Source organism: Paenibacillus sp. FSL H8-0282 (genome assembly GCF_037963825.1).
Lineage (GTDB): Bacteria > Bacillota > Bacilli > Paenibacillales > Paenibacillaceae > Paenibacillus_AQ > Paenibacillus_AQ odorifer.
The window spans coordinates 2500952-2526609 of sequence record NZ_CP150146.1; the positions used below are offsets into that span (position 1 = coordinate 2500952).

General features: G+C 43.0%; 16 protein-coding genes. 11 read left to right on the forward strand and 5 right to left on the reverse strand.

The features are described 5' to 3' along the window. The first annotated feature begins 44 nt into the window (after positions 1 to 44). On the forward strand, positions 45 to 2711 hold the full coding sequence (locus NST94_RS10740) for a family 78 glycoside hydrolase catalytic domain (RefSeq protein WP_339281955.1): 2667 nt from the start codon (positions 45 to 47) through the stop codon (positions 2709 to 2711). Between the two features lie 176 nt (positions 2712 to 2887). Next, positions 2888 to 5269 (forward strand): alpha-L-arabinofuranosidase C-terminal domain-containing protein, encoded by a 2382-nt coding sequence (locus NST94_RS10745; protein WP_076303050.1) that lies wholly within the window; start codon positions 2888 to 2890, stop codon positions 5267 to 5269. A gap of 72 nt (positions 5270 to 5341) precedes the next feature. On the opposite strand, the gene NST94_RS10750 is transcribed toward NST94_RS10745, so the two are convergent. After that, the gene (locus tag NST94_RS10750) at positions 5342 to 6847 is read right to left on the reverse strand and encodes an alpha-N-arabinofuranosidase (RefSeq protein WP_076187265.1); all 1506 of its coding nucleotides are present in this window, start codon (positions 6845 to 6847) and stop codon (positions 5342 to 5344) included. A 150-nt stretch (positions 6848 to 6997) separates the two neighbouring features. Here NST94_RS10750 and NST94_RS10755 point away from each other — a divergent pair, with 150 nt between their 5' ends. The 6 genes from NST94_RS10755 to NST94_RS10780 all read left to right on the forward strand — a co-directional run bounded on the left by NST94_RS10755 (position 6998) and on the right by NST94_RS10780 (position 14202). After that, positions 6998 to 7900: an ArsR family transcriptional regulator gene (locus NST94_RS10755; protein WP_076130581.1), complete on the forward strand. Its 903-nt coding sequence runs from the start codon at positions 6998 to 7000 to the stop codon at positions 7898 to 7900. Between the two features lie 171 nt (positions 7901 to 8071). Continuing rightward, the gene (locus NST94_RS10760) at positions 8072 to 9079 is read left to right on the forward strand and encodes a LacI family DNA-binding transcriptional regulator (RefSeq protein ID WP_036689737.1); all 1008 of its coding nucleotides are present in this window, start codon (positions 8072 to 8074) and stop codon (positions 9077 to 9079) included. Between the two features lie 179 nt (positions 9080 to 9258). Continuing rightward, the gene (locus NST94_RS10765) at positions 9259 to 10200 is read left to right on the forward strand and encodes an ABC transporter permease subunit (RefSeq protein ID WP_036689816.1); all 942 of its coding nucleotides are present in this window, start codon (positions 9259 to 9261) and stop codon (positions 10198 to 10200) included. 14 nt (positions 10201 to 10214) lie between these two features. Then, positions 10215 to 11102, forward strand: coding sequence for a carbohydrate ABC transporter permease (locus NST94_RS10770; protein ID WP_036689738.1), 888 nt, complete (start codon positions 10215 to 10217; stop codon positions 11100 to 11102). A gap of 55 nt (positions 11103 to 11157) precedes the next feature. Next, complete coding sequence (locus NST94_RS10775; RefSeq protein ID WP_076303049.1) at positions 11158 to 12795, forward strand: sugar ABC transporter substrate-binding protein; 1638 nt, start codon at positions 11158 to 11160, stop codon at positions 12793 to 12795. 63 nt (positions 12796 to 12858) lie between these two features. Continuing rightward, entirely contained in the window at positions 12859 to 14202 is a 1344-nt protein-coding gene (locus NST94_RS10780; RefSeq protein WP_076303048.1) for a glycoside hydrolase family 30 beta sandwich domain-containing protein, read from the forward strand. A gap of 199 nt (positions 14203 to 14401) precedes the next feature. Here NST94_RS10780 and thiD read toward each other — a convergent pair whose 3' ends face one another. Next, on the reverse strand, positions 14402 to 15214 hold the full coding sequence (gene thiD, locus NST94_RS10785; RefSeq protein WP_038570000.1) for a bifunctional hydroxymethylpyrimidine kinase/phosphomethylpyrimidine kinase: 813 nt from the start codon (positions 15212 to 15214) through the stop codon (positions 14402 to 14404). A gap of 131 nt (positions 15215 to 15345) precedes the next feature. Beyond that, positions 15346 to 16227: a DUF4850 domain-containing protein gene (locus NST94_RS10790; RefSeq protein ID WP_076303047.1), complete on the reverse strand. Its 882-nt coding sequence runs from the start codon at positions 16225 to 16227 to the stop codon at positions 15346 to 15348. A gap of 181 nt (positions 16228 to 16408) precedes the next feature. Between NST94_RS10790 and NST94_RS10795 the strand changes: the two genes are divergently transcribed. Continuing rightward, positions 16409 to 17503 (forward strand): glycosyltransferase family 2 protein, encoded by a 1095-nt coding sequence (locus NST94_RS10795; protein WP_076303046.1) that lies wholly within the window; start codon positions 16409 to 16411, stop codon positions 17501 to 17503. Between the two features lie 1932 nt (positions 17504 to 19435). Here the strand turns inward: NST94_RS10795 and NST94_RS10800 are convergent. Both NST94_RS10800 and NST94_RS10805 read right to left on the reverse strand, forming a co-directional pair. Continuing rightward, positions 19436 to 21046, reverse strand: coding sequence for a helix-turn-helix domain-containing protein (locus NST94_RS10800; RefSeq protein WP_076193819.1), 1611 nt, complete (start codon positions 21044 to 21046; stop codon positions 19436 to 19438). A gap of 14 nt (positions 21047 to 21060) precedes the next feature. Continuing rightward, positions 21061 to 22785 carry a sensor histidine kinase gene (locus NST94_RS10805; RefSeq protein ID WP_076303045.1) on the reverse strand — a complete coding sequence of 575 codons (1725 nt, stop codon included), beginning with the start codon at positions 22783 to 22785 and terminating at the stop codon, positions 21061 to 21063. A gap of 256 nt (positions 22786 to 23041) precedes the next feature. On the opposite strand from NST94_RS10805, the gene NST94_RS10810 reads away from it, so the two are divergent. Together NST94_RS10810 and NST94_RS10815 are read left to right on the forward strand one after the other, a co-directional pair. Continuing rightward, positions 23042 to 24646, forward strand: coding sequence for an extracellular solute-binding protein (locus NST94_RS10810; protein ID WP_076130367.1), 1605 nt, complete (start codon positions 23042 to 23044; stop codon positions 24644 to 24646). Positions 24647 to 24728: 82 nt separating this feature from the next. Next, entirely contained in the window at positions 24729 to 25652 is a 924-nt protein-coding gene (locus NST94_RS10815) for an ABC transporter permease subunit (RefSeq protein ID WP_076130366.1), read from the forward strand. Positions 25653 to 25658: the final 6 nt, after the last annotated feature.

Here is a 25658-nt window from a genome sequence, read left to right on the forward strand (position 1 = left end):
AGGGCAAAGACTAATTTGTCGCTATAGAAGGAGGTTTTATCTATATGTTCGCAATCACTAAGCTTCGTTGTGAGTACAAAGAAAATCCGCTAGGAATTGATGTGATCAGACCCAGAATCAGTTGGCAGTTAGTTTCAGATGACAGGGACTGCATGCAGTCTGCTTATCAAATTCAAGTGGCGGAGAATATGCTTTTTCAAGGCAAGCTATGGGATACAGAGGAAGTAAAGTCTTCTCAATCGATCCATGTTGAGCTTGAAGGTCTGCTGCTGGAAGCTCGCACGCGTTATTATTATCGGGTTCGGGCATGGAATCAGAATGCAATAGACTCGGGTTGGTCTGAGGTTGCATTTTTTGAAACCGGACTATTAGATGCAGGGAATTGGCAGGCGGAGTGGATCAGCGCTCCTACAGCCTCTTTTTCACAAGATTCTGAGATTTGCCCACAGCTTCGTACATTCGTGGATGTAAAAGGTCCAGTGGAAAGTGCAAGGATTTATGCTACTGCTTTGGGCTTGTATGAACTGCAGCTGAACGGAAGTCGGGTGGGAGATCATTATTTTACTCCAGGCTGGACCAGTTACAGTAAGAGGCTGCAATATCAAACTTATGATGTCACAAAGCTTCTGCATGAAGGTGCGAATGCGTTAGGCGCACTGTTGGGCAATGGTTGGTACAGAGGGTATTTGGGCTGGGATAATCAAAAGGAGATTTATGGATCAAAGACTTCACTTCTACTGGAGCTTCATATCCGGTATGCAGACGGTTCAAATGAGCTTATTAGCTCAGATCAGAATTGGCAGGCTGCAAAAAGCGCAATTATGATGTCTGAAATTTATAATGGTGAAACCTATGATGCTCGGCTGGAGCTGGATATCACCGATCCTTCATCAGAAGGTTGGCATCCAGTGGAGATTATTAATTATTCCAAAGCGATCATCGTTGCCCAGGAAAATGTGCCAGTGACACAAGTTGAAACCTTGAAGCCGATTGCACTGCTGACTACCCCGCAGGGAGATAGAGTGCTGGACATGGGCCAGAACATAGTAGGGTGGTTAAAATTTAATGTAAAAGGTCAATCTGGTCAGATGGTAGAACTTCAGCATGCTGAAATATTAGACCGGGACGGAAATTTCTACACGGAGAATATGCGTAAAGCGAAACAGTGCATCCGCTATACTCTGAAAGGTGGGGAGCAAGAGACGTATGAACCGCATTTCACCTTCCAAGGCTTTCGGTATGTGAAGCTTAGTGGGTTCTCAGCAGATCTTCAACTAGAGGATTTCACAGGAATTGTGATGCACTCTAATATGGAACGTACGGGTGATTTTCAGTGCTCAGATCCACTTGTGAATCAACTGCATCACAATATCCTGTGGGGGCAAAAAGGGAATTTCCTCGATGTGCCCACTGATTGTCCACAGCGTGATGAGCGGCTCGGCTGGACGGGGGATGCTCAGATGTTTGTCCGAACAGCCTCCTATTTGATGAATACGGCACCTTTCTTTACGAAATGGTTACGGGATTTGAAGGCAGACCAAACCCCTGAGGGCGGCATTCCGTTTTTTATTCCAGAGCTGAGAGCAGCGCCTCCTGGCGACGGAGATACTAACCATTCTTCTGCAGCCTGGGGGGATGCAGCTACGATCTGTCCATGGACAATCTATGAAATGTACGGCGACAAAAGGCTGCTTGCAGAGCAATACGAGAGCATGAAGCAATGGATTTCATATATCTATGCACAGGGAAGTAACCCTTATCTGTGGAATACTGGCTTTCATTTCGGCGATTGGCTAGCGCTTGATTCCAAGCCAGACAGCTATGTGGGAGCTACAGATCGGGATTATGTCGCCACCGCTTTTTATGCCTATTCCGTTTCTCTTACTTTAAAAGCGGCAATAGCCTTAGAAAAATCGGAGGACGTGGACTATTATAGTGAGCTGCACGCCAAAATTATAAAAGCATTCAGTAATGAGTTCATAACACCTGCGGGAAGGTTGTCCGTCTCTACCCAGACTGCACAGATATTAGCCCTACGTTTCGATCTTATAGAAGGGGTCGCCAAAGAACGTGCAATTCAGAAGCTAACTGAGCTGATTGCTGAAGCTAAGGATCATCTGACTACTGGATTCGTGGGCACACCATATCTGAATCCTGTGCTCAGCGAGATTGGAAATAATGAACTCGCGTATAAGCTTCTTTTTCAAAAGGATTATCCATCCTGGCTGTATCAGGTGACGAAAGGTGCGACTACGATTTGGGAGCATTGGGATGGGATCAAGGAGGACGGCAGCTTCTGGAGTGCAGATATGAATTCCTTCAATCATTACGCCTATGGCGCAATAGGTGAATGGTTGTATCGTTACGTTGCAGGAATCGGAACTGATGAGTTGGAGCCTGGTTTCAAAATCGTTCATATCAAGCCACAGCCTGGCCCCGGTCTGGATTACGCAGAAGCTAGTCTTGAAACCATGTACGGAAAAGTAGAGTCAGCGTGGCGGCGATCAGAGGATGATGGAATGATGATTCACGTTACGATTCCTGCCAATACCAACGGTATTGTCGTTCTGCCTGGAGCCAATCAACTAGGGTTATTAGAAAATGAAGTTCCTGTGGAGCAGTCCAGAGGCGTGCACAGCATCAGCTTGGTCGATAACGGAGTGAGACTTCAATTAGGTTCGGGCAGCTATCAATTTACGTATTCTTTATAACCTATACTAGGGGGATTCCTAGTGTGAACTGACATCGAGCGAGGGGTATTCGGTGTCAGTTTTTCGTTTTTGAATTGACGAATATAGAGAGGAGTTATTATAATGATTTATATTGATATGAACTAAGTAATATAAATATAAATCAAATTGGAATTCACAAGGAGGAAGACAAAAGAATGAAGACAGAAGGAAAATTGACGATACATACGCAGCAGCGGGGGGCGGAGTTAGGCGATCTATTCGGTATTTTCTTCGAGGATTTGAATCATGCGGCCGATGGTGGGCTTTACGCTGAACTAGTTCAGAACCGATCTTTTGAATTCGACCCGATTGACCGGGCAGATTATCATGCGCTGATGGCTTGGGAGCCTGTAGAACGTGGAGATGGAAAGGTAAATATCTCTGTAGAAGACAGCAAGCCCTTAAATGATCGTAACCAACATTATGTTGCCATCGATATTGTGGCTGAAGGTGACGGCGTTGGCCTGATGAATCTAGGCTTTAACAGTGGTATTCCGGTAAAAGAAGGCGAGAATTATAACTTCTCGGTGTATGCCCGCCGGGAGACAAGCTTTGATGTGCCGCTTACCGTAAACATCGAAAGCACAGACGGCACCATTCTTGGTGAAGTGGAGATCGCCGTAAGCAGCTCTGAATGGACCCGATATGAAGCCGTTATTACAGCTAATAGCACGGACACAAGCAGTCGTCTTGTAATCGTTACCAAAGGTAACGGGAAGGTATATCTGGATATGGTTTCCCTGTTTCCTGAGAAGACCTTTAAGAATAGACCCGGAGGCATGCGTGAAGATATTTCGCTGCTGCTCGCTGATTTAAAACCTAAATTTATGCGGTTCCCAGGAGGATGTCTGGTGCATGACGGTTCCTTGGATCCAGATGACAGAGACTCCATGTACAGATGGAAGAATACGATTGGGGATGTTGCACAAAGACCGGCAAGACGCAATAACTGGTCATATAATCAAACGCTTGGGTTAGGTTATTATGAATATTTTCAGTTCTGTGAGGATATTGGAGCTAAGCCGATCCCCGTTCTTCCGGGCGGCTACGACCCGCATCATAAACGGATGGTACCGCTGGATGAATTAACGCCTTGGATTGAGGATGCTTTGGATTTAATTGAATTCGCCAAGGGGGATTCTTCCACGAAGTGGGGAGGCATTCGTGCAGAACTGGGTCACCCTGAGCCTTTTGGGCTGGAGTATGTCGGCATTGGGAATGAAGAGGTAGGTGCACCCTTTTTCGAGAGATATCCTTACTTTCATCAAGCCATCAAAGCAAAATATCCGGAAATCAAGGTCATTAATTCTAGTGGCCCGTTCTCTGCCGGCCAGGAATATGAACGGGGCTGGACGTCGGCAAAAGAGAACAAGTCTGACCTCGTAGACGAGCATTATTACTGTACACCTGAATGGTTCCTGGCTAATCATCATCGTTATGATGATTTCAAAGCCGATGAGCCAAAGGTATTCCTCGGTGAATATGCCTCATGGGGCAATACCTATTACAATGCATTGGTGGAAGCAGCATTTATGACAGGTCTGCAAAATAATGCCCATGCCGTTGGCTTAGCTTGTTATGCTCCAATGCTCTGTAATGTGGATTATATTAACTGGAAGCCGGATATGATCTGGTTCAATAATCATGAAGTGTACGGAACGGCAAACTATTATGTGCAAAAGCTATTCATGAACCATCAGGGAGATCATTTGCTGAAGATGGAAGCAGATGGCTTCACGGCACCGAAGGAAAGCAGAAAGGAAGCGATCACTGGAGCCGTCAGTTTCGGTGTGGATGCCTCTGCTGCTCGTTTCTCCGAGATCACCTTAGTCAACAATATTACGGGAGAAGTGAAAACGTATTCTGACTTATCAGAGGAAGTTTCAAATCTGCCTGACCCTGCTCAGAACAGAACGGCTAAACGGACACTAGAGCTTGGTGAGACAGAGTGGGAAAACTATACTTTGCATTTTAAGGCTACACGAACTGCAGGAAATAAAGGGTTTATCTTTTATTTTGGTAAAGCGGATGATCAGAATCATTTGTACTGGGAGCTGGGTGGCTGGCAGAATCAGGATTCGATTGTGGCCTCAATTATCAACGAAAGAAATTCTGTTCTGACGCATGCTATGTTTACGGTTGAAACAGATGTAGAATACGATCTTAAGCTAGAAGTAGTGGGCAGACAGATCCGTACTTTTATTAACGGAGAACTGGTGAATGAGACAGAAGATAAACTTCCGGTCATCGAACCGCTGTATTACACGGCAAGTGTGGAAGATTTAACGGGGGATATTATCCTCAAGACTGTAAACGTACAAGAGAACAGCGTTTCTGCTGAGGTTGTACTGGAATCTTTGGCAAAAGAAGCACTGACCATCGAAGTCTATGAAATGTCGGGATACCCGCTTGAGGACGAAAATAACTTCGAGAATAAGCAGCAGGTCTCTCCGAAACAAACCAGCTTTAAGACAGAAGGAAGCAGCTTTAGTTATGAGTTTCCGAAGCAATCCGTGACAATTTTCAGAATAAAATAACGAAGACGCCCCCATGAATCGATGGCTTATTAAAGATTCATGGGGGCATTTCTATGACTATTACAAGTTAGCTTAGCCGTTCACCCGCAGACGAATCACATTCCAGGAAGCTTTTGCGAGAAGGGCTTTTACATGTCCACTCTCAACAACGGCTTTGCCTTGGCTAGGCATCACGTTATGAGGATTGGATTTGGTATTTACAGCTTTTATATCTTCATGTTCCAGTACAATATGTTCAATAATGTTTACGGAACTGAAGCTGCGCAGATCCACGTCGAGCTCTAGTCCTTCGGATAAATGGCGGTTTACAGCGAAGACGGTTACTTCATTCAGCTCTTCGTTGTATACACTAATGGCTTCCAAGTAAGGCACATCAGTGAAATCTTTGGAATCGTATTTAGGGCTGGAAATCAGCGGGTGAAGTACGGTTCCACGACCATAAAGGGAAGCATGCAGGTACGGATAATAAGTAGTCTGCAGCCAAAGCGGTCCGCCATTTTCAGTCATAATTGGGGCGATTACATTGATCAGCTGCGCTAAGCAGGCCATTTTCACACGATCAGCATGCTTCAACAATGAAATAAGACAGCAGCCCACAACAAGTGCATCTTCAAGTGTGTACACATCTTCGAATTCTGGCGGTGCGATCTGCCAATGTTGTTCGGCACGGCTGCTGCCTTGTGATTTCCATACATTCCATTCATCGAGCGACAGATTAATTTTCTTTTTGCTCTTTTTCTTCGCTTGAACATAATCACAGGTGGCAGCCACACTGCTGATGAAATGATCCAAATCCATAGAGCGGGCTAGGAAGTTAGGCGTGTCGTCATTGTTGTTATTGTAGTACGTATGCAGTGATAAATAGTCCACATTATCATAAGAAAGATCAAGCACGGTAGCTTCCCACTCGGCAAAAGTGTCCATGCCGCTGCCGGAGCTGCCACAAGCCACAAGCTCAAGCGTTGGATCGACCCAGCGCATAGCTTTTGCAGTTTCGTTCGCTAACCGTCCATATTCGACCGCGGTTTTAGCTCCAATCTGCCACGGACCATCCATTTCATTTCCGAGGCACCAGGTCTTAAAAGCGTGAGGCTCTTTATACCCATGAGAGATCCGCAGGTCACTGTAGTAGGAGCCGGAAGGATGATTGCAGTACTCTACTAGATTTCTAGCTGCATCGATGCCGCGTGTTCCAAGGTTAACTGCCATCATGACTTCGCTGCCTACGAGCTTAGCCCAATCTGCAAATTCGTTGGTACCCACTTGATTGGTTTCCGTGGTCCACCAAGCTAATTCAAGAGATTGCTTGCGTTCGTGCTTGGGTCCAACCCCATCTTCCCAATTGTAACCGGATACAAAGTTGCCTCCAGGATAACGGATGATAGGAACGTTTAAGGCACGAATAGCTTCGATGGCATCGTTCCGAAAACCATTCTGATCCGCAGTAGGGTGACCCGGGTCATAAATGCCACCGTAAACTGCTCTTCCTAAATGTTCGATAAATGAGCCGTAAATCCGCGGGTCTACTTCAGCTAGTCTGAAATCTTTGTCAATAATCATTGTCGATTTAATCGGCATGAGTGTACAGCTCCCTCTAGTTGAATTAATGATTTCACTAATTAAGTAATTGTTTTATGATTACATGATACTGATTTTAGCTTATAATAAGCAATGAATTAATTTAGGATTCGTTAAAATACTAATTCAATAAGCATTGGAGACGTTGAAATGTACTTAACCACAGATTCTGAATCCTTGCAGGTGTATGAAGCGCTGGCAAGTGAAGTTAGGCTGCGAATTATTGAACTTCTGGACCGCAGAGAGATGCACATCAAAGAGCTGGCAGCGGAGCTCTACCTTAGTAGTGCAATTGTCAGTACTCATGTAGCAAAGCTGCAAAAAGCAGGCCTGATCAGTTCTAAAATGAGACGAGTAAATGGAGGGACCTATAAATATTGTTCTTTGTCTGCGAATTACCTGCAGATTAAATTATCGGGCTCCCGTGGAGTTGCCAGAAAGGTGGTTGAGGTGTCTATCCCTGTAGGGCAATATACCGATATTCAGGCTTTACCTACCTGCGGGATTGCTACTACTGAGAAGCTGATCGGCTATTATGATGATCCACGTTATTTTCTGGACCCGGAACGGGTGAATGCCGGCATTGTATGGTTTGCGAAAGGTTCTATCGAGTACAAGATTCCAAATTATCTATTTCAAGATCAAGTGGTGCAGGAAATTGAGATTTCGCTAGAAATAGGTTCCGAAGCTCCACATGTAAATGAGAAGTGGCCGTCGGATATTGGCTTTATGATGAATGGTCAGGATTTAGGAAAATGGACCAGTCCGGGCGACTTTGGCCTCACTAGAGGACGATTAAATCCCATTTGGTGGCGTTCGGATGTTAACCAATATGGTTTGCTGAAGGTTCTGCGGATTAATACAGGTGGAACCTTTGTAGATGGCCAGCAAATCTCAGATATTACCTTGGAGGATGTACGAGTAGAGCAGGATCAGTGGACCTTTCGTTTAACGGCAGAGAATAGCGGACGGAGAAGAGGGGGACTAACCATATATGGCCGTGGGTTTGGGAATTACGAGCAAGACATTATGTTTAGAGTGTATTATGAATGATTTCGAGTTTGCAGAAGAGGTGTTTTATAAGATTCTGTAGAAAATTTAAGCTTGTGTACCAATTATTACCTCTGATAAAATAAAAATAAAAAATATATTGTAATGAAAACGTTTTTATGTTAATTTAAATCTATAAAAACGTTTTTATTCGTAAAGGAAGATTGAATCATTATGGAAAAGGTAACGATCAAAGATGTTGCCAGAGAGGCTGGAGTCTCCATTTCTACGGTTTCCAACGCGCTAAATGACGTAGATGTATTGAACCCGGAGACGAAATCACATGTTCTTAAGGTTGCGAAGCGATTAAATTATGTTCCTAACCTGAACGGTAAGCTCCTTAGGAATGGGAAAACCAAAATGCTGGGTTTTTTCACAACAAGTGTGTCGGGTCCATACTTCTATAAGCTGGTTGAGTCCATGTCGCGTGAATGTGATCGGCTAGGTTACGGGCTGAATGTATTTGTTACCAAGGATAAACAAGTGATTATGAGCAATATTCTAGGCCGGCGAGTGGATGGTGTCATTATCTACGAAGAGCTGAGAATAGACGAAGAAGAAATTGCTGCAATGGTGAAAGACAAGATCAAGGCTGTATTTCTGGATCGGCCGCTTAAGAACGACACGATGGGAAGCGTGATATTTGATTCCTTTGAAGCGGGGTTTGAAGCGACCAAATATTTAATCAGTCTAGGGCATAAAAAGATTGCTTACATATCTGGTGTGGATGAGATGTACGACAGTGTTCAGCGGAGAGAAGGATACTTAGCTGCTTTGCGTCAGTATCAGCTACCCACGCATGAAGAGTATATTATACAAGGATATTTTGAAGAAGAAAGCACTTACAACGCTATAAAATCTTTTCTTCACTATAGTCCTGATAAAATACCTGATGCCTTCTTAGCAGGGAACGACTTGAGTGCAATTGGATGTATTCAAGCTTTGAAATCGCATGGATACGAAGTTCCGCTAGATGTTAGTGTTATGGGGTTTGATGATATTGATATTGCGCAATATTTCTCACCGCCTTTAACTACTGTAAGAAATCAAATTGCTAGACAAGGTATTTTGGCCATTAATCACCTCGTTCGTATGATTCAGAAGAAGGAACAGGGCGAGATGATGAAATTGGCGGGTGAATTAGTTGTAAGAGGTTCTAGTCAAGTAAAGATTGGTCGGTAAGAACACATATATGTAATGGGTTCAAGGTTTCACCCGATCATTTTTTAAAATTTTGTTGTTTTGGGAGGGTTTTTTTTTCGAAAAAATAAAAACGTTTTTATTGTTTGGGGATCATGATTTGGAGGGGAGAAGAAAAAGTGGATAAATTAGCCGTAGTGCCAACAAACGGAAAGAATCCAATGAGCGGGAAAAAGCCTATGGGGCAGAGGGTCAAAGAATTTGTAATTGATTATAAGAGACAATGGGAAATTCAATCCATGGTCATCCCGGGAATTATTTTTATGATTATCTTTTGTTTTATTCCGATTTACGGATTGACGATTGCTTTTAAAAGCTACACCGTAATTGATACGCTCGATTCTGCACCTTGGGTAGGGCTCGATAATTTCAGAATTATTTTATCTGATAAATATTTTTGGGACGCTGTAGTCAATACATTAGGGATCAGCTTTCTGAAATTAGCCATAGGGTTTGTTATTCCTATTATTTTATCCGTTATGATTTACGAATTAAGTGGTGGACGTTTTAAAAAGATAGTGCAAACCATCTCTTATTTACCACACTTTTTGTCCTGGATCGTTCTCGGCGGGATGCTGATTGCCTGGTTTTCCTCATCCGGTATGTTTAATGAGATTATGCTCAGTTTGGGACTGATTTCGAAACCGGTAAATATTTTGCTTGATGCGAATAAATACTGGTGGATTGCAACGTTATCCGATATTTGGAAAGAGGCTGGTTGGGGAACGATTCTCTACTTAGCCATTATGTCGAAAATTGATCCTACTTATTATGAGGCTGCCAAAATAGATGGCGCAAGCCGTATGAGACAAATTTGGAATATCACGCTTCCTAACATGAAACCGATTATCAGTTTAAATCTGATTCTCACTGTAAGCGGTTTATTAGGATCAAATCTGGACCAAACCCTGGTATTGATGAATTCTCAGAACCGCGTTAAGGCGGAGGTCATTAATTCTTATGTGTATCGTATGGGTATGACGCAAGGTGACTTCTCTTATGCTACTGCTGTTGGTTTAGGTGTCTCCATCGTTTCAGTCATCCTACTGATTAGCGCCAACAAAGTATCCAGTAAATTAAATGATAATCAATCAGTTCTGTAGAAGGAGGCATTTCTGTGAATCGTACGGTGGCTAAAGAAGATCTCGATAGTCGAATCTTTAATACCTTAAATATTATCCTGCTCTGTATTTGTACAATCATTATTGTCGTTCCTTTATGGAATGTAGTCATATCCTCTTTAAGTTCGGGCAAGGCGCTTGCGGAAGGCGGATTCATATTTTGGTCTCCAGAGTTCTCTTTGGAAAATTATCGTGCTGTATTTCAAGATGAGACCATTGGTTTAGCATTCGTAGTATCGCTTGCCAAAACATTCATTGGTGTCATTACCCACGTATTCTTTTGTGCCATGATCGGTTATGGCTTGAGTAAGAAATACATACGTGGACGTAAGCTGTATGTTGCCATGGGTGTAATCACTATGTTTTTCTCTGGTGGAATGATCCCTACGTATTTATTGATTAAATCATTAGGCCTCTTAAACAGCTTCTGGGTTTATATTATCCCGGCCTTGTTCAGTTATTATGATGTAGTTATTCTAATGAACTTCTTCAGAAATGTACCGGATTCACTTGAAGAGTCAGCCAAAATTGATGGTGCAGGTGACTGGCGCATTTTCCTAAAAATCTTTATCCCTCTTTCCATGCCGGCTATGGCCACCATTGCGTTATTTAACGGGGTTGGGCAGTGGAACGACTTTATGACTACCAAGTTATATATTACCGATCAATCGCTCTACCCGCTGCAGATGAAGCTCTATGAAATCATTGTTCAGTCGCAAACACAATCCATGCAAAATGTTGGTGGATCTGCGATTATCGAAACTACGACTAAAGGGGTTCAACTAGCAACAATTGTCATTACAACTTTGCCGATTGTTGTGATGTATCCAATATTACAGAGGTACTTTATCTCAGGCATGATGATGGGGGCGGTGAAGGAATAGTAAGTAAATCTCCAAGTAGTGAATGCTTACAAAACATTTTAGGGGGAAATAAAAGATGAACAAAGCATTTGGGAAAAAAGGACTCAAACTTTGTACGGCACTTATGGCTGTTGTATTAGTATTTACAGGTTGTGGATCGAAAGGTAATTCTGACAGCTCCAGTAAAGAGTTAAGCTCCATTGAAGGCCGTTATACTATAGATCCGGAAAAACCGGCATGGAAGCTGGATACAAAAAAAGAGACAACAGATCTGACTTGGTACGTGAATGCAGACTGGTGGAATACTGATTTCGGAAAAGACCTTGTCACCAAGAAAATTAAAGAGGATTTAAACATCAACATTAAATTCATTACAGGCGATGACACTAAGCTGAATACGATTTTTGCCGGCGGTGAAATGCCAGATCTGTTGACTATTTTTGATTCCAACTCTCCAGTCGTACAAAAAGCTGCTACATGGGCATTGCCTTTAAATGATCTGGCAGATAAATATGATCCGTATTTCAATAAAGTTGCAGAAAAAGATACGATGAACTGGTTCCAGTTAGCAGATGGCAAGACCTATGGATACCCTAACTATTCCAATACGCAAAACGATTATGATAGCGGTAACATCCCTGCTAAAACAGCCTTTGTCATCCGCAAGGATGTTTACGAAGCCATTGGAAAACCAAGCTTTGGAACTCCTGAGGAATTCAAGAGCGTTATGCAACAAATCAAAAAACAATTCCCGGACATGATTCCTTTTGGTTTTAACTCCATTGGTTCAGGCACTGGTTCTTTGGGAGATGTATTGGAGGACTTCATCGGAGTGCCGATGGAAACTGAAAATGGCGAATTCTACAACCGTAACCTGGATGAGGATTACTTGACTTGGTTGAAAACGTTAAATGAAGTCTACAGAAATGGTGATATCAGTGATGACAGTTTTGCTGATGACGGTACTGCCTTTGAAGAAAAAGTGAAATCCGGTAAATATGCAACAATACTTTTGGATGGAACCCCTCAACAAAGTGGTAACCTGCAAATCTTCATGACAGAAAATCCAGGCAAGGAATATATCGCTATTGATGGCCCACAAAGTACTGTTGGACATGAACCAACGTTGAATCAATCCGGAATTACAGGTTGGATGATTAGCTATGTTACTAAAAAGGCTAAGGATCCTGCAAAAGCGATTCAAATTTACACTTATTTACTCAGCGACGAAGGACAAAAGCTCATGAACTACGGTATTGAAGGAGAGACCTATAAAGTTAACGACAGCGGTAAAATTGAATTCTTGCCTGAAATCAAAGACCTGCAATTAAATAATGCCGATAAATTCAAAAAAGATTACCGGATGGGCGAATTTATGTTCTTTGGACATGACCGTGATAAAGCGCTGAGTAATGACGCGTTCGCAGATTCCATTAAACAAATGCAAGAGTGGGGCAAAGGAAAGCTAAAACCACACTTTATTCTTGAAAACATTAACCCGGCTCAAGGAACGCCTGAAGCTCGCAGTCTTACTGCAATTGATACTACTTGGAACACTACGCTTGTAAGTATGATCCGTGCTAAAGACGATGCTACATTCGACAGCACCTTGGCTGCTTACAAAACATTTTTGAATGATAACAACTGGGATAAGATTGTAGAAGTTCGTTCTGAAAAAATGAAAAACAACAAAGAAAAATTAGGCCTTAAATAAGTTAGATAATAGAATGTGGCCCCTTCACTGGGGCCTCTTCATAGAAAGATGGAGGGAAACAACATGCCAGAGCTTAAAATTTATCAATCCACCGGGGAGAATACATTGTTTGTAGAGCAAAGTCTGCAACAATTAACTCCAATTGCTGACGCAGAGGCGACCACTACTGTAACTATTGACGAGAATCAAACCTTTCAGGAAATGGATGGCTTTGGAGCATCCTTTACGGATTCATCCGCTTATTTGATTAATCAAGTCCTGGACAACGAACAGAAAAAGGAAGTCATGAGCAAGCTTTTTGACGCACAAGATGGAATTGGTTTGTCCGTATTAAGAAATCCAATGGGGGCATCGGATTATGCTAGAGATATTTATAGCTATGACGATAGACCTGCACAGGAAACGGATACGGAATTAACCCACTTCTCTATCGCACATGATGAAGCAGACATTATCCCTTTGTTGCAACAAGCTCTGGCAATTAACCCTGAGATCAAACTGATGGCTTCTCCATGGAGTGCACCAGGTTGGATGAAGACTAGCGGATCGATGATTGCTGGAGAACTTAAACAAGAATATTATCAGGCTTATGCCGATTATTTTGTTCGATATATTCAAGCTTTTGAAGGGCACGGATTGCCAACTTATGCTGTAACACCACAGAACGAGCCTTTATTTGAACCCAAACACTACCCTAGTATGTTAATGTTGCCTGAGGCGCAAAAAGATTTCATTAAAAACTACCTGAAGCCGAGCTTTGTTAAGCATAACATCGCTACAAAAATTCTCTGCTACGACCACAACTGGGATCGTCCAGATTATCCGTTAACCGTGCTCGATTATGCAAAAGATGAAGTGGATGGTGTAGCTTGGCACTGGTATGGTGGCAATGCGTCAGCGCAATCAGAGGTTCTGAAAGCTTTTGCCGATAAAGAAGTGCATTTTACAGAAGGTTCTGGTGGAGAATGGATTCCTCCGTTTGAACAAGCCTTCTCCAATGTAATGAGAACAGGGATTGATATTCTTAGAAATCATAGTAAATCCTTTGTGTTATGGAATATGGCCTTAGATGAAAAGAACGGCCCAACCGTACCGGGTTTTGGCAAAAGTACTTGTCGTGGTGTTGTGACAGTCAACCAAGAGACCAAGGAGCTTACGTATACGCTCGACTATTATGCGCTGGCCCATTTCAGTAAATTTATTCGTCCGAAGGCTGTGCGTATTGACGCCTCCACCAATCAAGAAGTGATTCGTTCCGTAGCTTTTAAGAATACAGATAACTCTATTGCAGTTGTTCTGTTCAACGATAGTGAAAAGGCTGAGAATGTGGCTTTGAACTTGCCGGGAGCGGATGAATTATCTTTCCGTTTGGCGTCAAAAAGTGCTTTATCCATTTTGATAAAATAATTAGAGGACGTAGCTCAGAAGCACTCGAATCTTGATTCGGGTGCTTTTTTTATGAAAATAATCGTATAAAAAATCAATGTTCGGTAAGCAAAGTTTTGAATTTACGGATTTTCAATAATAGTAAATAAAAATGGCAGTCCAGAGCTGAAGTTCAGCGTCTGGACTGCCATTTATTTTTTGTGTAATTGGATTGCGAGTTCTAACGTTCTAAACGGTAACCACCGTGAAATACAGGACCCACATATTCATTAAACGCAAATCCATTACGAATGGCTGCGGAGACAAAATCTTTAGCTTTTGCAACAGCTTCATGAACCGTTAAGCCATTAGCTAGACCGCCTGTAATTGCTGCGGCAAAAGTACATCCAGCTCCATGATTGTGAGCGGGTTCGATTTTGGCTGTTTGGAATACAGTGTACTCAGAACCGTCGAAGAAGATATCAATCGCTTGATCGCCGCCGAGTGCTTTGCCGCCTTTAACCACGACATTACGTGCACCGAGCTTATGAATCAGACGGGCAGCTTCTTTCATTTCCTCAAGGGTAGTAAGTTTGCCAAGACCTGAAAGAACACCTGCTTCAAACAAGTTTGGGGTGACCACAGTTGCTAGTGGTAGCAATAAGTCACGAATAGCCTCAGCGCTGTCAGGGTTCAAGACTTCATCTTCACCCTTGCACACCATAACTGGATCAATAACTACATTAGTCTGAAGATTTTCTTTGATCGCTTGCTCTGCAACGCGCACAATTTCAACACTTCCAAGCATACCTGTCTTCATGGCATTAACCGGGCCACCAGCGAAAATAGTTTTTAACTGCTCAGCAACAATGGAGGCATCAATTGGATAAACATTATGGTGCCAGCCGTTGTCCGGGTCCATAGTAACGATAGTGGTCAAGGCACTAAAGCCGTAGGTACCATACTCTTCAAATGTTTTTAGATCCGCTTGGATGCCTGCGCCACCACTGGAGTCGCTGCCTGCAATAGTTAGAGTTTTAATAATTTGAGTCATGGTTACGTCCCCTTTATATATGTCTGAATTCATAAACAACGCATTGCATTGATTATAACAAAAAATAGCACCTACGTCTTTCTAAAAGCAAGAGCAAGGTTGAAAATACCTTCCTCTAAAAATTCCCACCCTTAGTCCAGCTTCTCTGCGTTTGGGTCAGCAATGAAGAGCGGTCCATGATTATCTGTAAAGAATTTCATGAGGGTCTCCACTACTTCCTGCTGTGGGGATGTCTGAGCTTGATGTATTCCGATACTGCGGAATAAATAACCCCATTCTCCCTTATCGTAATAGGCAGCACCCTCATCCTGATAGCCATTCGCGTCTGCTTGAAGCGTATATCTGACCGTTCTTGCTTCAGCTCCTGCAGTACCTAAAATATGCTGCTCGCTAAACTTAAGCGGATTATTAATGGTAAATCCCAGCGCGTCAGCCCATTCGGCTTTTTCCGGGAAATAAGCTCCGATTGCAGTAATGGCACAGCCTATACAAGTCCAAGCCGTATCTGAATAGTTCATGTTTTGTTCCGGATGGTTCGGATCCTGAAAGGTAACTCCATAAGAACCGTTAGCGCCGACAACCGCGGTAGCCTGCCATCCGGCAGGAGCGAGTAGAAGATAACCTCCACCGATATCAGGACGGTAGACCAGCGTTGCTTCTACTTGGTTTTTCATGTCTTGAGATAAAGCAAAGGTCATTTCAGGTATGGGGGGGATTTCTGTATTTACATATTCGTCACCACTATCAATATTTAGCTGCGCGAGCGTAGTGTGCAGTGGAATGATGACCTGCCCATTATCGGGATCACTGCTAGGAAATTCGAGCATTTCTTGAGTGGAGCTGGGTTTGTTATCTGCTTCATTATTAGTTTGTGCGTTGGTGGATGTGGGTGGTGTGGTAGGTGTACCCCAGTCGAGCCCTTTATATCCAATCAGCAGCACTAGTACAATTACGACGCACAATATTGAAGTTAAGATCCAGCCGTTTCTAACTCCTCTTCGTTTGGATTTCATATATGTTGTACCTCCTTTGATCTTACTTATATAGACCTAAGAATGGAGTGGAAAGTTTCTTAAATAACCTTTATATTTCTGAAGTTCTTCATGATCGGGCGGGATAGAGTGGGAGTCCGTTTCTTAAACCCTGCATATCAATATAGAAAGAATTTCAAACAAAGCGTGTAGGAGGGCGAGTATGGTTACGATTAGTTTATGTATGATAGTGCGAAATGAAGAAAAAAGCTTGCACCGATGTTTGTCTACCATTGCAAGTCTCGTAGATGAAATTGTTATCGTGGATACAGGCTCGACGGATAAAACAAAAGAGATTGCGTTGTCCTTCGGAGCTGTAATTTATGATTTTGAATGGATTGATAATTTTAGTGCCGCACGTAATTTTGCCTTTAGCAAAGCTACTCAGGAGTACATTTTGTGGCTTGATGCGGATGATTATATAAAGGAAGAGGATCAGATTCTTTTTAAAAAACTAAAAGAAATCCTGCCCGGACATATTCACAGTGTGAACATGCAATATAATCTGGCTTTTGACGAAGCGGGAAATGTCACAGCTAGTTTACGCCGCAACAGGCTGGTTCGGCGCAGCTGCAACTTTCAATGGATTGGGCCTGTTCATGAGTATTTAGAGGTAAGTGGTCCTTCTTTTAGTAGTGATGTCTGCATCACACATGAGAAAGATAAGGAATACACAGATCGTAATTTGCGGATTTATCAAAAACGAGTTGCACAGGGTGAAGTATTTTCGCCGAGAGACCAGTATTATTATGCGAATGAATTAAGGGATCATGCTATAAATGAAGAGGCTTGCAAATACTATGAGATTTTCTTAGCGGGTGGGCAGGGCTGGATTGAAGATAATTTCCAGGCTTGCCTAAAGCTTGCCGAATGCCGGGAACGGTTGGGGGATAAAGACGGTGCATTTGAAGCGTTATGTAAAACCTTGCAGTATGATAAACCACGGTCAGAGTTCTGTTGCCGACTGGGGGCACTTCTGCTGGAAAAAGGCCAGTTGCATCCAGCCGCATACTGGTATGAGCTAGCGATTCAGCTACCGCGGGATAACGATTCGATGGGGATGAAGAATGGGATCTTTTATACCTGGCTGCCGCATCTTCAATTGGCACTTTGTTATGATCGTCTCGGCCAACACGAGAAGGCGAATCATCACAATGAAATGGCGTTGAGTTTTTATCCATCCCATCCTAGTATGTTATACAATCGCACCTATTTCAAAAATCTGCTTGGCGATAAATATGTAGCGCTCCAGGTTTAATTTAGTAAAAGAGATGCCCCAGCCGTTCTGATTATGACTGCTGGGGCATTAATGCGTTTTTGGAGCTTGCAAGATTACTGGCAGTGGGGAACCTTCCCGTGATCCCCGGCAAGATTCGCGGATTTGCTCCAGATTTCCGCGTAGGAAGCAGCTATCGGACCCAGCTGACCTTAAACGTTGCTTTATGCCACATTTGGAATTCTAACGGACTCCATAGTCGCTATTGACCTGAAACACACTCGATTTGGAGCAATATCTCAGGAATAGCTGCACTGGAGTCCGAAACTGTGCTCAAAAGGCGATAAATGGGCAAATAGCGTCATCTGAGTCCGGAAGCACCTGAGGCGAGAGTGGGGCGGGTGGTTACTGGCGGAGTTGCGCTGTCCCCTTGATCTCCGGCAATCTTCGCTGATTGGCTCCAGATTTCCGCGTACGAAGTAGCTATCGGACTCAGCCGACCTTAAACGCTGCTATATGGCACATTTGGAATTCTAACGGACCGCATAGTCGCTATTGGCATGAAACACACTCGATTTGGAGCAATATCTCAGGAATAGTTGCACTGGAGTCCGAAACTGTGCTCAAAAGGCGATAAATGAGCAAATAGCGTCATCTGGGTCCGGAAGCACCTGAGGCGAGAGTGGGGCGGGTGGTTACTGGTTGTAAGAGTAAGCTCGGCGTAAATGACTCCGGTAGTGTAGGAGAAAAGGCGTGGCGGATGATTACCGGGTGTAAGAGTGAAGCGCATAGTTACTGGTGGGGTCTTGGTCTTTTCCCGTGATCCCCGGCAAGCTTCGCGGATTTGCTCCAGATTTCCGCGTAGGAAGCAGCTATCGGACCCAGCTGACCTTAAACGTTGCTTTATGCCACATTTGGAATTCTAACGGACCGCATAGTCGCTATTGACCATAAACACACTCGATTTGGAGCAATATCTCAGGAATAGCTGCACTGGAGTCCGAAACTGTGCTCAAAAGGCGATAAATGGGCAAATAGCGTCATCTGAGTCCGGAAGCACCTGAGGCGAGAGTGGGGCGGGTGGTTACTGGTTGTAAGAGTAAGCTCGGCGTAAATGACTCCGGTAGTGTAGGAGAAAAGGCGTGGCGGACGATTACCGGGTGTAAGAGTAAGGTAAGAGGTGTAAGATTCCCGGTAGCGTAGGAGTAAAGGTGCGGTGGATGATTACTGTGTGCAAGAGTGAAGCGGATAGTTACTGGCGGAGTTGCGCTGTCCCCTTGATCCCCGGCAAGCTACGCTAATTAGCTCCAGATTTCCGCGTAGGAAGTAGCTATCGGACCCAGCTGACCTTAAACGTTGCTTTATGGCACATTTGGAATTCTAACGGACCGCATAGTCGCTATTGACCTGAAACACACTCGATTTGGAGCAATATCTCATGAATAGCTGCACTGGAGTCCGAAACTGTGCTCAAAAGGCGATAAATGGGCAAATAGCGTCATCTGGGTCCGAAAGCATCAGAGGGGAGAGAGTGAAGCGGATAGTTACTGGCGGAGTTGTGCTGTCCCCTTGATCCCCCGGCAAGCTTCGCTAATTGGCTCCAGATTTCCGCGTACGAAGTAGCTATCGGACCCAGCTGACCTTAAACGCTGCTATATGGCACATTTGGAATTCTAACGGACTGCATAGTCGCTATTGACCTGAAACACACTCGATTTGGAGCAATATCTCAGGAATAGCTGCACTGGAGTCCGAAACTGTGCTCAAAAGGCGATAAATGGGCAAATAGCGTCATCTGGGTCCGGAAGCATCAGAGGAGCGAGGGTGGGGCGGGTGCTTACTGGATATAAGAGTAATGTTCGGCGTAAATGACGCCCGCAGCGTAGGAGTAAAGGTAGACAGTAATTAATATTCAGAAGATATCCCAAAGAGGGTAACCCAGCATCCATGAACTAGATGCTGGGTTACCCTCTTTTAGTAAGCTGGATTGTATTGTTGTTCCTTTTTATAATCGTTTGGAGGGAGACCTACCTCTTGTTTGAAAAGCTTGGAGAAATAGGAGTAGTTGCTATAGCCGACTTTGTTCGCGACGGTATATACAGACATATTTGTGGTTTCTAATAGATGTTTCGCAGCAGCGATTCGGACGTGGATGACGTAACTGCCTAATGAAACCCCAGTTTCTCGTTTGAATATCCTCGCCAGGTAATCAGGATTGAGATAAACAATTTCAGCCAAATCATTTCGGGTCAGATCATCGCCGTAATGTGAATGAATGTATTGTTTGATTTCTTCTGCGACGGACTTAGGCTGGGCAGCAAAGTCACGATATTTCATGGCTGTAGTGACAAGGTATTTAAGATATTCTTCCATATCCTCGATTGAATCCAAAGAGTGCATAGATAATTTATCATTAGTTTTGCCAGAGTATAATTTGTGCGATCGTATCCCTTTCAGATTGAGAAATGAATAGACTAGCTGAACTACATCTAAACGGAACAAGCTAAGGACAGAGGTCTCAAGTGTTCTATTGTTAAGCATGACCTTTAAATATTGTGTAACTTCTTCAAGAAAAGCAGTGAATTTATTCTGGTTCAGCAGCTCTTCCAAATAGGCAAGATCCGGTGGTGTATAGCCCGGTTTATTTTGCTGCAGATAAGCCTCCACCAAAAAGGTCTGATTTCTGCATCTCGTAATTTCTTCATCCATAGTCAGGGATTGTTTTAGAACATTCCCTACATTACTCAGTTTATCGTATAAGCCAATATTGCAGCAGACATCACATTTTAAATAAGGATTCGCCTTTTGAATAAAAGAAGAACATAATGCTTCAAGCCGTTGCGTGTCTGGTGCCTGGTTCCATTTTAAAATGGCGATCCAGTTATAATCTCTATATTCCAGAATGCTTTCGATGGTAAAACAAGGGTGCTGAAACAATTCGTACAATACATTTAGCAGGGCAAAATCAAACAGATCCTTTTCTTCTTTTCCCATGCTGCCATTGTAAGGGAATAAGTTAAATATCAAAGGCTGTAGAGTATCGCTCATTTGATAGGAGAGGTTTTGTTCTTCAATGGCATGTGTGATGTCTGCCAACTTAATCGGAAATGATGTACTGCCACTGACTAGCTTCCGCCAAAAATGCTCAAGAATCTTCGCCTGATTTTTTTGCCAAAAGTAACCGCCCTGAATGGCTTTTTCGTTTTTTTGCTGCTCTTTTGCTTGGGTGACCGCCTTTTGGATGATCAACATCAGCTTGTCAAATTCAATGGGTTTGAGGAAATATTCAAAGCTCTGCAATTCGATTGCTTTCTGCGCATAGTTGAAATCTGCATAATTGGTAAGAAGAATAGTCTGAATACTATAATTTCCCTCGCGAATCCATGCCAGTAATTCCAGTCCGCTGCCCTGCGGCATTTCAATATCTGAAATCAGAATTTGAACAGAATGCTTTTCTATTATTTCACGTGCTTGAGCGACATTATTAGCCGTATAAACGGTATCAATGTGGAGTGATTCCCAATCTATTTTCTTTTGCAATGCGGCAATAACATAAAAGTCATCATCAACAAGCAGTACATTCATAGTTTGCTCTCCATTCATTTAGATTTATCAGGAAGTTTCGGAAGATATAAGATTACACTAGCGCCGCCGCCCTCCAAATTGGAGAAGGTGACGGTTGCTCTTTTTAAATATAGGTACTCTAGTCTTTTAAGCGTATTCATAATGCCGATTTGCGTACCTTTACTTTGATCTAAGGGCTCTCCAAGATTAAGTTTCTCTAACACCTGAGGTGGAAAACCGGGACCGGTATCGGTGAGCTGGATAACGAGCATTTCTTCTTCCTGCTCCATCTGTAATCGTTGTACTGTAAGTCTGATCTCGGCTTCATGTTCGCGTGAAATCGCATATTTAATTGAATTTTCGATAAAGGTTTGCAGCACTAACGGTGGAATTTCCACACTGCCTGCCTGATCCTCTTGTTCGATGTAATAAATAAATGCGTCCTGATAACGTTGCTTTTGAATCTCCAAGTAGGTTCGGACATGCTCGATTTCATCCTCTAACCGGACAAAATTCTCGCCATTCTGAAAAATGTAACGGAAATACTTAGAGGTAGACAACGTCATATTTTCAATTTCTTTATACATATGAATTTGCGCCATGCTATAGATGCTAGTCAGACAGTTTAAGAAAAAGTGTGGTTTAATCTGTAGCTTCATATAGTCCAGCTGTATTCTCTGTTTCTCCAGTTCCTGCTCGTACATAGCGATTTTAAAGGTTTTGATTTGTTCAACCAAGCCTTTAAACTGAGTGTTTGCTTGTTCCAGCTCTATAATCTCACTGCTTTTGAAATCTGCGGGTTGCCCAGACTCATTAATGAAAGCAAGGTTATCGGAGAAGCTTTGAATCGGACCTAACACTCTTTTTTTGAAAAAGAGCAGAACAATGCATAACGTGGAGGTCACAATGAAGAACAATAACATAATAAGCAGCTGGGCCATCATGATTTTTTCGAATATGCCATATTTAATGACCATTTTGGTGCTGAAGGTGGTGTCTGAGAATGCGCTGTTGATGGTTGTACGCGATTGCAAAAGATTAGCGAATCCCCCATTTTCCGTTATTAACGTTCCGCTATTGGAGATCGGACTGGTTAAAGGCTGTTCATTCTCATCTACTAGAGAAACATAACCATTGGCGCCAAGATTAATTTGGCGTAGCGGCCGGATCAGATTATCTGCGGAGATCAGTCCAATTAAATAACGATTGTAATAGGGCACGATATTAATTACATAATAATGGTTGTTCACAAGAATAGGCGTCCATTTGGAATAAAACTTCTCATACATCTCCTTATCATCAATATAAGAAATAATCTTCTTTTTCAGCTCCCTGTAATCCGTATAGCTTACGCTGATCGGTGCACAATTCAAAAAATAGGTCTCATTTTTCAAATAGTAGAAGAAGTTATACTCATGCCCGTAGTTTTTTTGCAGCTCGGTAAAGCGTTTGAACAGATTATCATTTGCCTTTAAGAACTCGATACTGTTGACCCCGTAAGTATTCATCGTTAGTAAGCTCTCATCGTTCCCAAGCGTCCAGCCCATATAGTGATTAATGTAGGCAAAATCATGATTAATACGATTGATGTAAAGCGCCGCAGTATCCTGCAAATTCCGAGTGGACTGCTGCTTAACGATGGAAATGGAAGCGATGCTGATTCCTAAATCCAGAATAAGGACTGTGAATGAAACCAACATCATGACTTTTATATAATGGCGAATGGGGTAGGTTTTATGTTTCGCTGTTTTTTTGATCATAAAGTCATTATAAAACCTCTGCGTGAAAAAAACATAAGAACTCGCTAGTGATTTCCCTCAAAGTCCGGATAGCACATACAGAAGTCGGGATACTGTTATTAAATCTCCCCAAGTAGAGCATTTAGCTTTTGTATTTTTTGTAAGCGAATTCAAAGGTCTGGATAACCGTCTTAATGTGTCCGGAATACGAAAAAATAAGAAGTTATTATAAAGCTATTCAGATGCATTTTGATAAATTGAAATGGGGGATTAAGAGATGAGTCAACACAGTAAGAAAAAAACTGCAAAGAAATGGACTGTGGGTCTGCTGGCGGCTGCGATGGTATTTGGAATTGCTGGCTGCGGCGGTAACAACGGGAATAATGCAGCGACAAATGAAACGAGCAGCTATAACAAAGAAGGTCTGCCGATTGTGAATGAGCCTGTGACACTTAAAGTGCTGACTGTCCGTTGGGGGAGTATGGGGGACACCTTTACGCAAAACCAATGGCTGAAGGATCTGGAGAAAAATACGAATGTCAAAATCGATTGGCAAGTAATGTCCTCCAATGACTGGGGTGAGCAGAAGTCGATTATGCTGGCAAGTGGCACGCTTCCGGATATCGTTTTGGGAGATCAAACCTTTGGGGATGCCGATATCGTAAATAATCTGAGCTTTTTCCGGCCGCTTGATGATTATATCGAGCAAAATATGCCTAATCTCAAAGCAGCTATGGAAGAAACCCCAGAAATGAAAAAAATCAGCACATTTCCTGACGGGAAAATCTACTCCCTGCCAACAAGACTTCCTGCACGTCCAAAAAGCTCACGTCAGCCTGTGATTAACAAGACCTGGCTGGACAAATTGGGCTTGAAGGTGCCTGAAACGATTGATGAGCTTTATAACGTGCTCAAAGCTTTTAAAGAACAAGATCCGAATGGGAATGGAAAACAAGATGAGATTCCTTTTATTGAAATTGGTAATGACTTGATTAGTCCTTTCGGAATTGCCGATTTAAATAACAATAATATGATCATCAAGGACGGAAAAGCGATATATTTCCCTATTTCGGAGGAGTTCAAAGAAGGTCTCAAATGGGAAAATAAATTGTATGCGGAAGGCTTGCTAGATAAAGAGGTATTCACTCAGGACGATACGATGAGATCGGCTAAGTTCCAGAATCCGGATGCTCCAATCGTAGGCTTTACGTACCAATGGACTCCAGACGCCGTGTTTGGGAAATGGAGCGATCAATATGTGACGATTCCACCGATTGCCGGACCAGATGGTAAACGTTATACGATCGGGAATCCGATTGGGATGAATCTTAACCGTAATGAGCTGCTGATCACCACGTCCTGCAAATATCCTGAGGTTGCCGCACGTTGGGCAGATCAGTTCTATACTGACGAAGCGAGCATTCAGAATTTCTGGGGTGCGATTGGAACGGTTATTAAGAAAAACGATGATAGCACTTATACATTGATGGATCCACCAGCTGGAACCAGCGCAGATGCTTGGTATTGGGATCAATCGCTACGTGATTTTGGACCGAAATATGTGAGCCCATCCTTTGAATCGAAAATTGTCCTGAACCCTGAAAGTGGAGATGGACTGAAGCTGCAGCTGGATAAGCTGGGCAGTGAATATGTAACCACACCTTTCCCTAACGTAATGTACACTTCTGAGGAGTTCGAGGAGCTGCCAACCTTGACTACGGATATCGACAGCTATGTGAATACTATGCGGGCGCAATTTATTAGCAAAGGCGGAATTGACGAGGGCTGGGATGCTTATGTGAGCAAGCTTAATAAAATGGGACTTGAAAAGTTAGTTAAGATTCGCACGGATGCTTACAGCCGTTATATGAACGTGAAATAACCTATTCGTCTTTCGAAAAAGGTGCTGCCCTGCAGGATAGCTGTGGGGTAGCATTCTCTATTTTAAATAAGGAGGGGATGTCATGAAATCTAGTCCACTTCATTTCGGGCGGAAATTCGGACAAATCAAACAAAATTGGGGTCTCTATCTATTGCTTTTTCCTGCTGTAGTTCTGACGTTATTATTCGCGTACAAGCCAATGTACGGGGTGCTGATTGCTTTCAAGGATTATAGCCCGGCGTTGGGAATTGGAGGCAGCCCTTGGGCTGGATTCAAGTACTTCGAGAAATTTTTTCATTCCTATCAATTTTCATCAACGATTAAAAACACATTGATCATCAGTGTGTACAGTCTGATTACCTTTCCGATTCCAATTATACTGGCGCTGATGGTTAACCAGATGAGACCTAACCGGTTCAGACGTTTTTTCCAGACGGTGTCCTATATGCCGCACTTTATCTCCACAGTAGTAATGGTGGGTTTAATGATGATTTTGTTCTCACCTAGCACCGGACTGCTGGGCAATATATATAGTCTTTTTGGAAAAGAGGCTCCTGATCTGATTGGCTCCGCTGGATTATTCAGCAGTGTATATGTTTGGTCGGATGTGTGGCAGCATGTCGGCTGGGACAGCATTATCTTTATCGCTGCGCTCTCCGCAGTTGATCCTAGCTTGTACGAGGCGGCAACCGTAGACGGAGCAAGCCGGATGCATAAAATTCGTTATATCGATATTCCGATGCTGATGCCAACAGCGATAACCTTGCTTATTTTGCGGGTCGGTGGATTGCTTGGGGTTGGGTTTGAAAAAGTGTACTTAATGCAAAATGACTTGAACATCACTTCAAGCGAAATTCTTTCTACTTATGTCTACAAAATTGGCTTGCTCAGCAGTCAATACAGCTTTTCCTCGGCGATCAACCTGTTTAACACCGTTATTAATTTTATTTTATTGATCATGGTCAATCAGATTTCTAAAAAACTAAGCGAAAATAGCTTGTGGTAGAAGGGA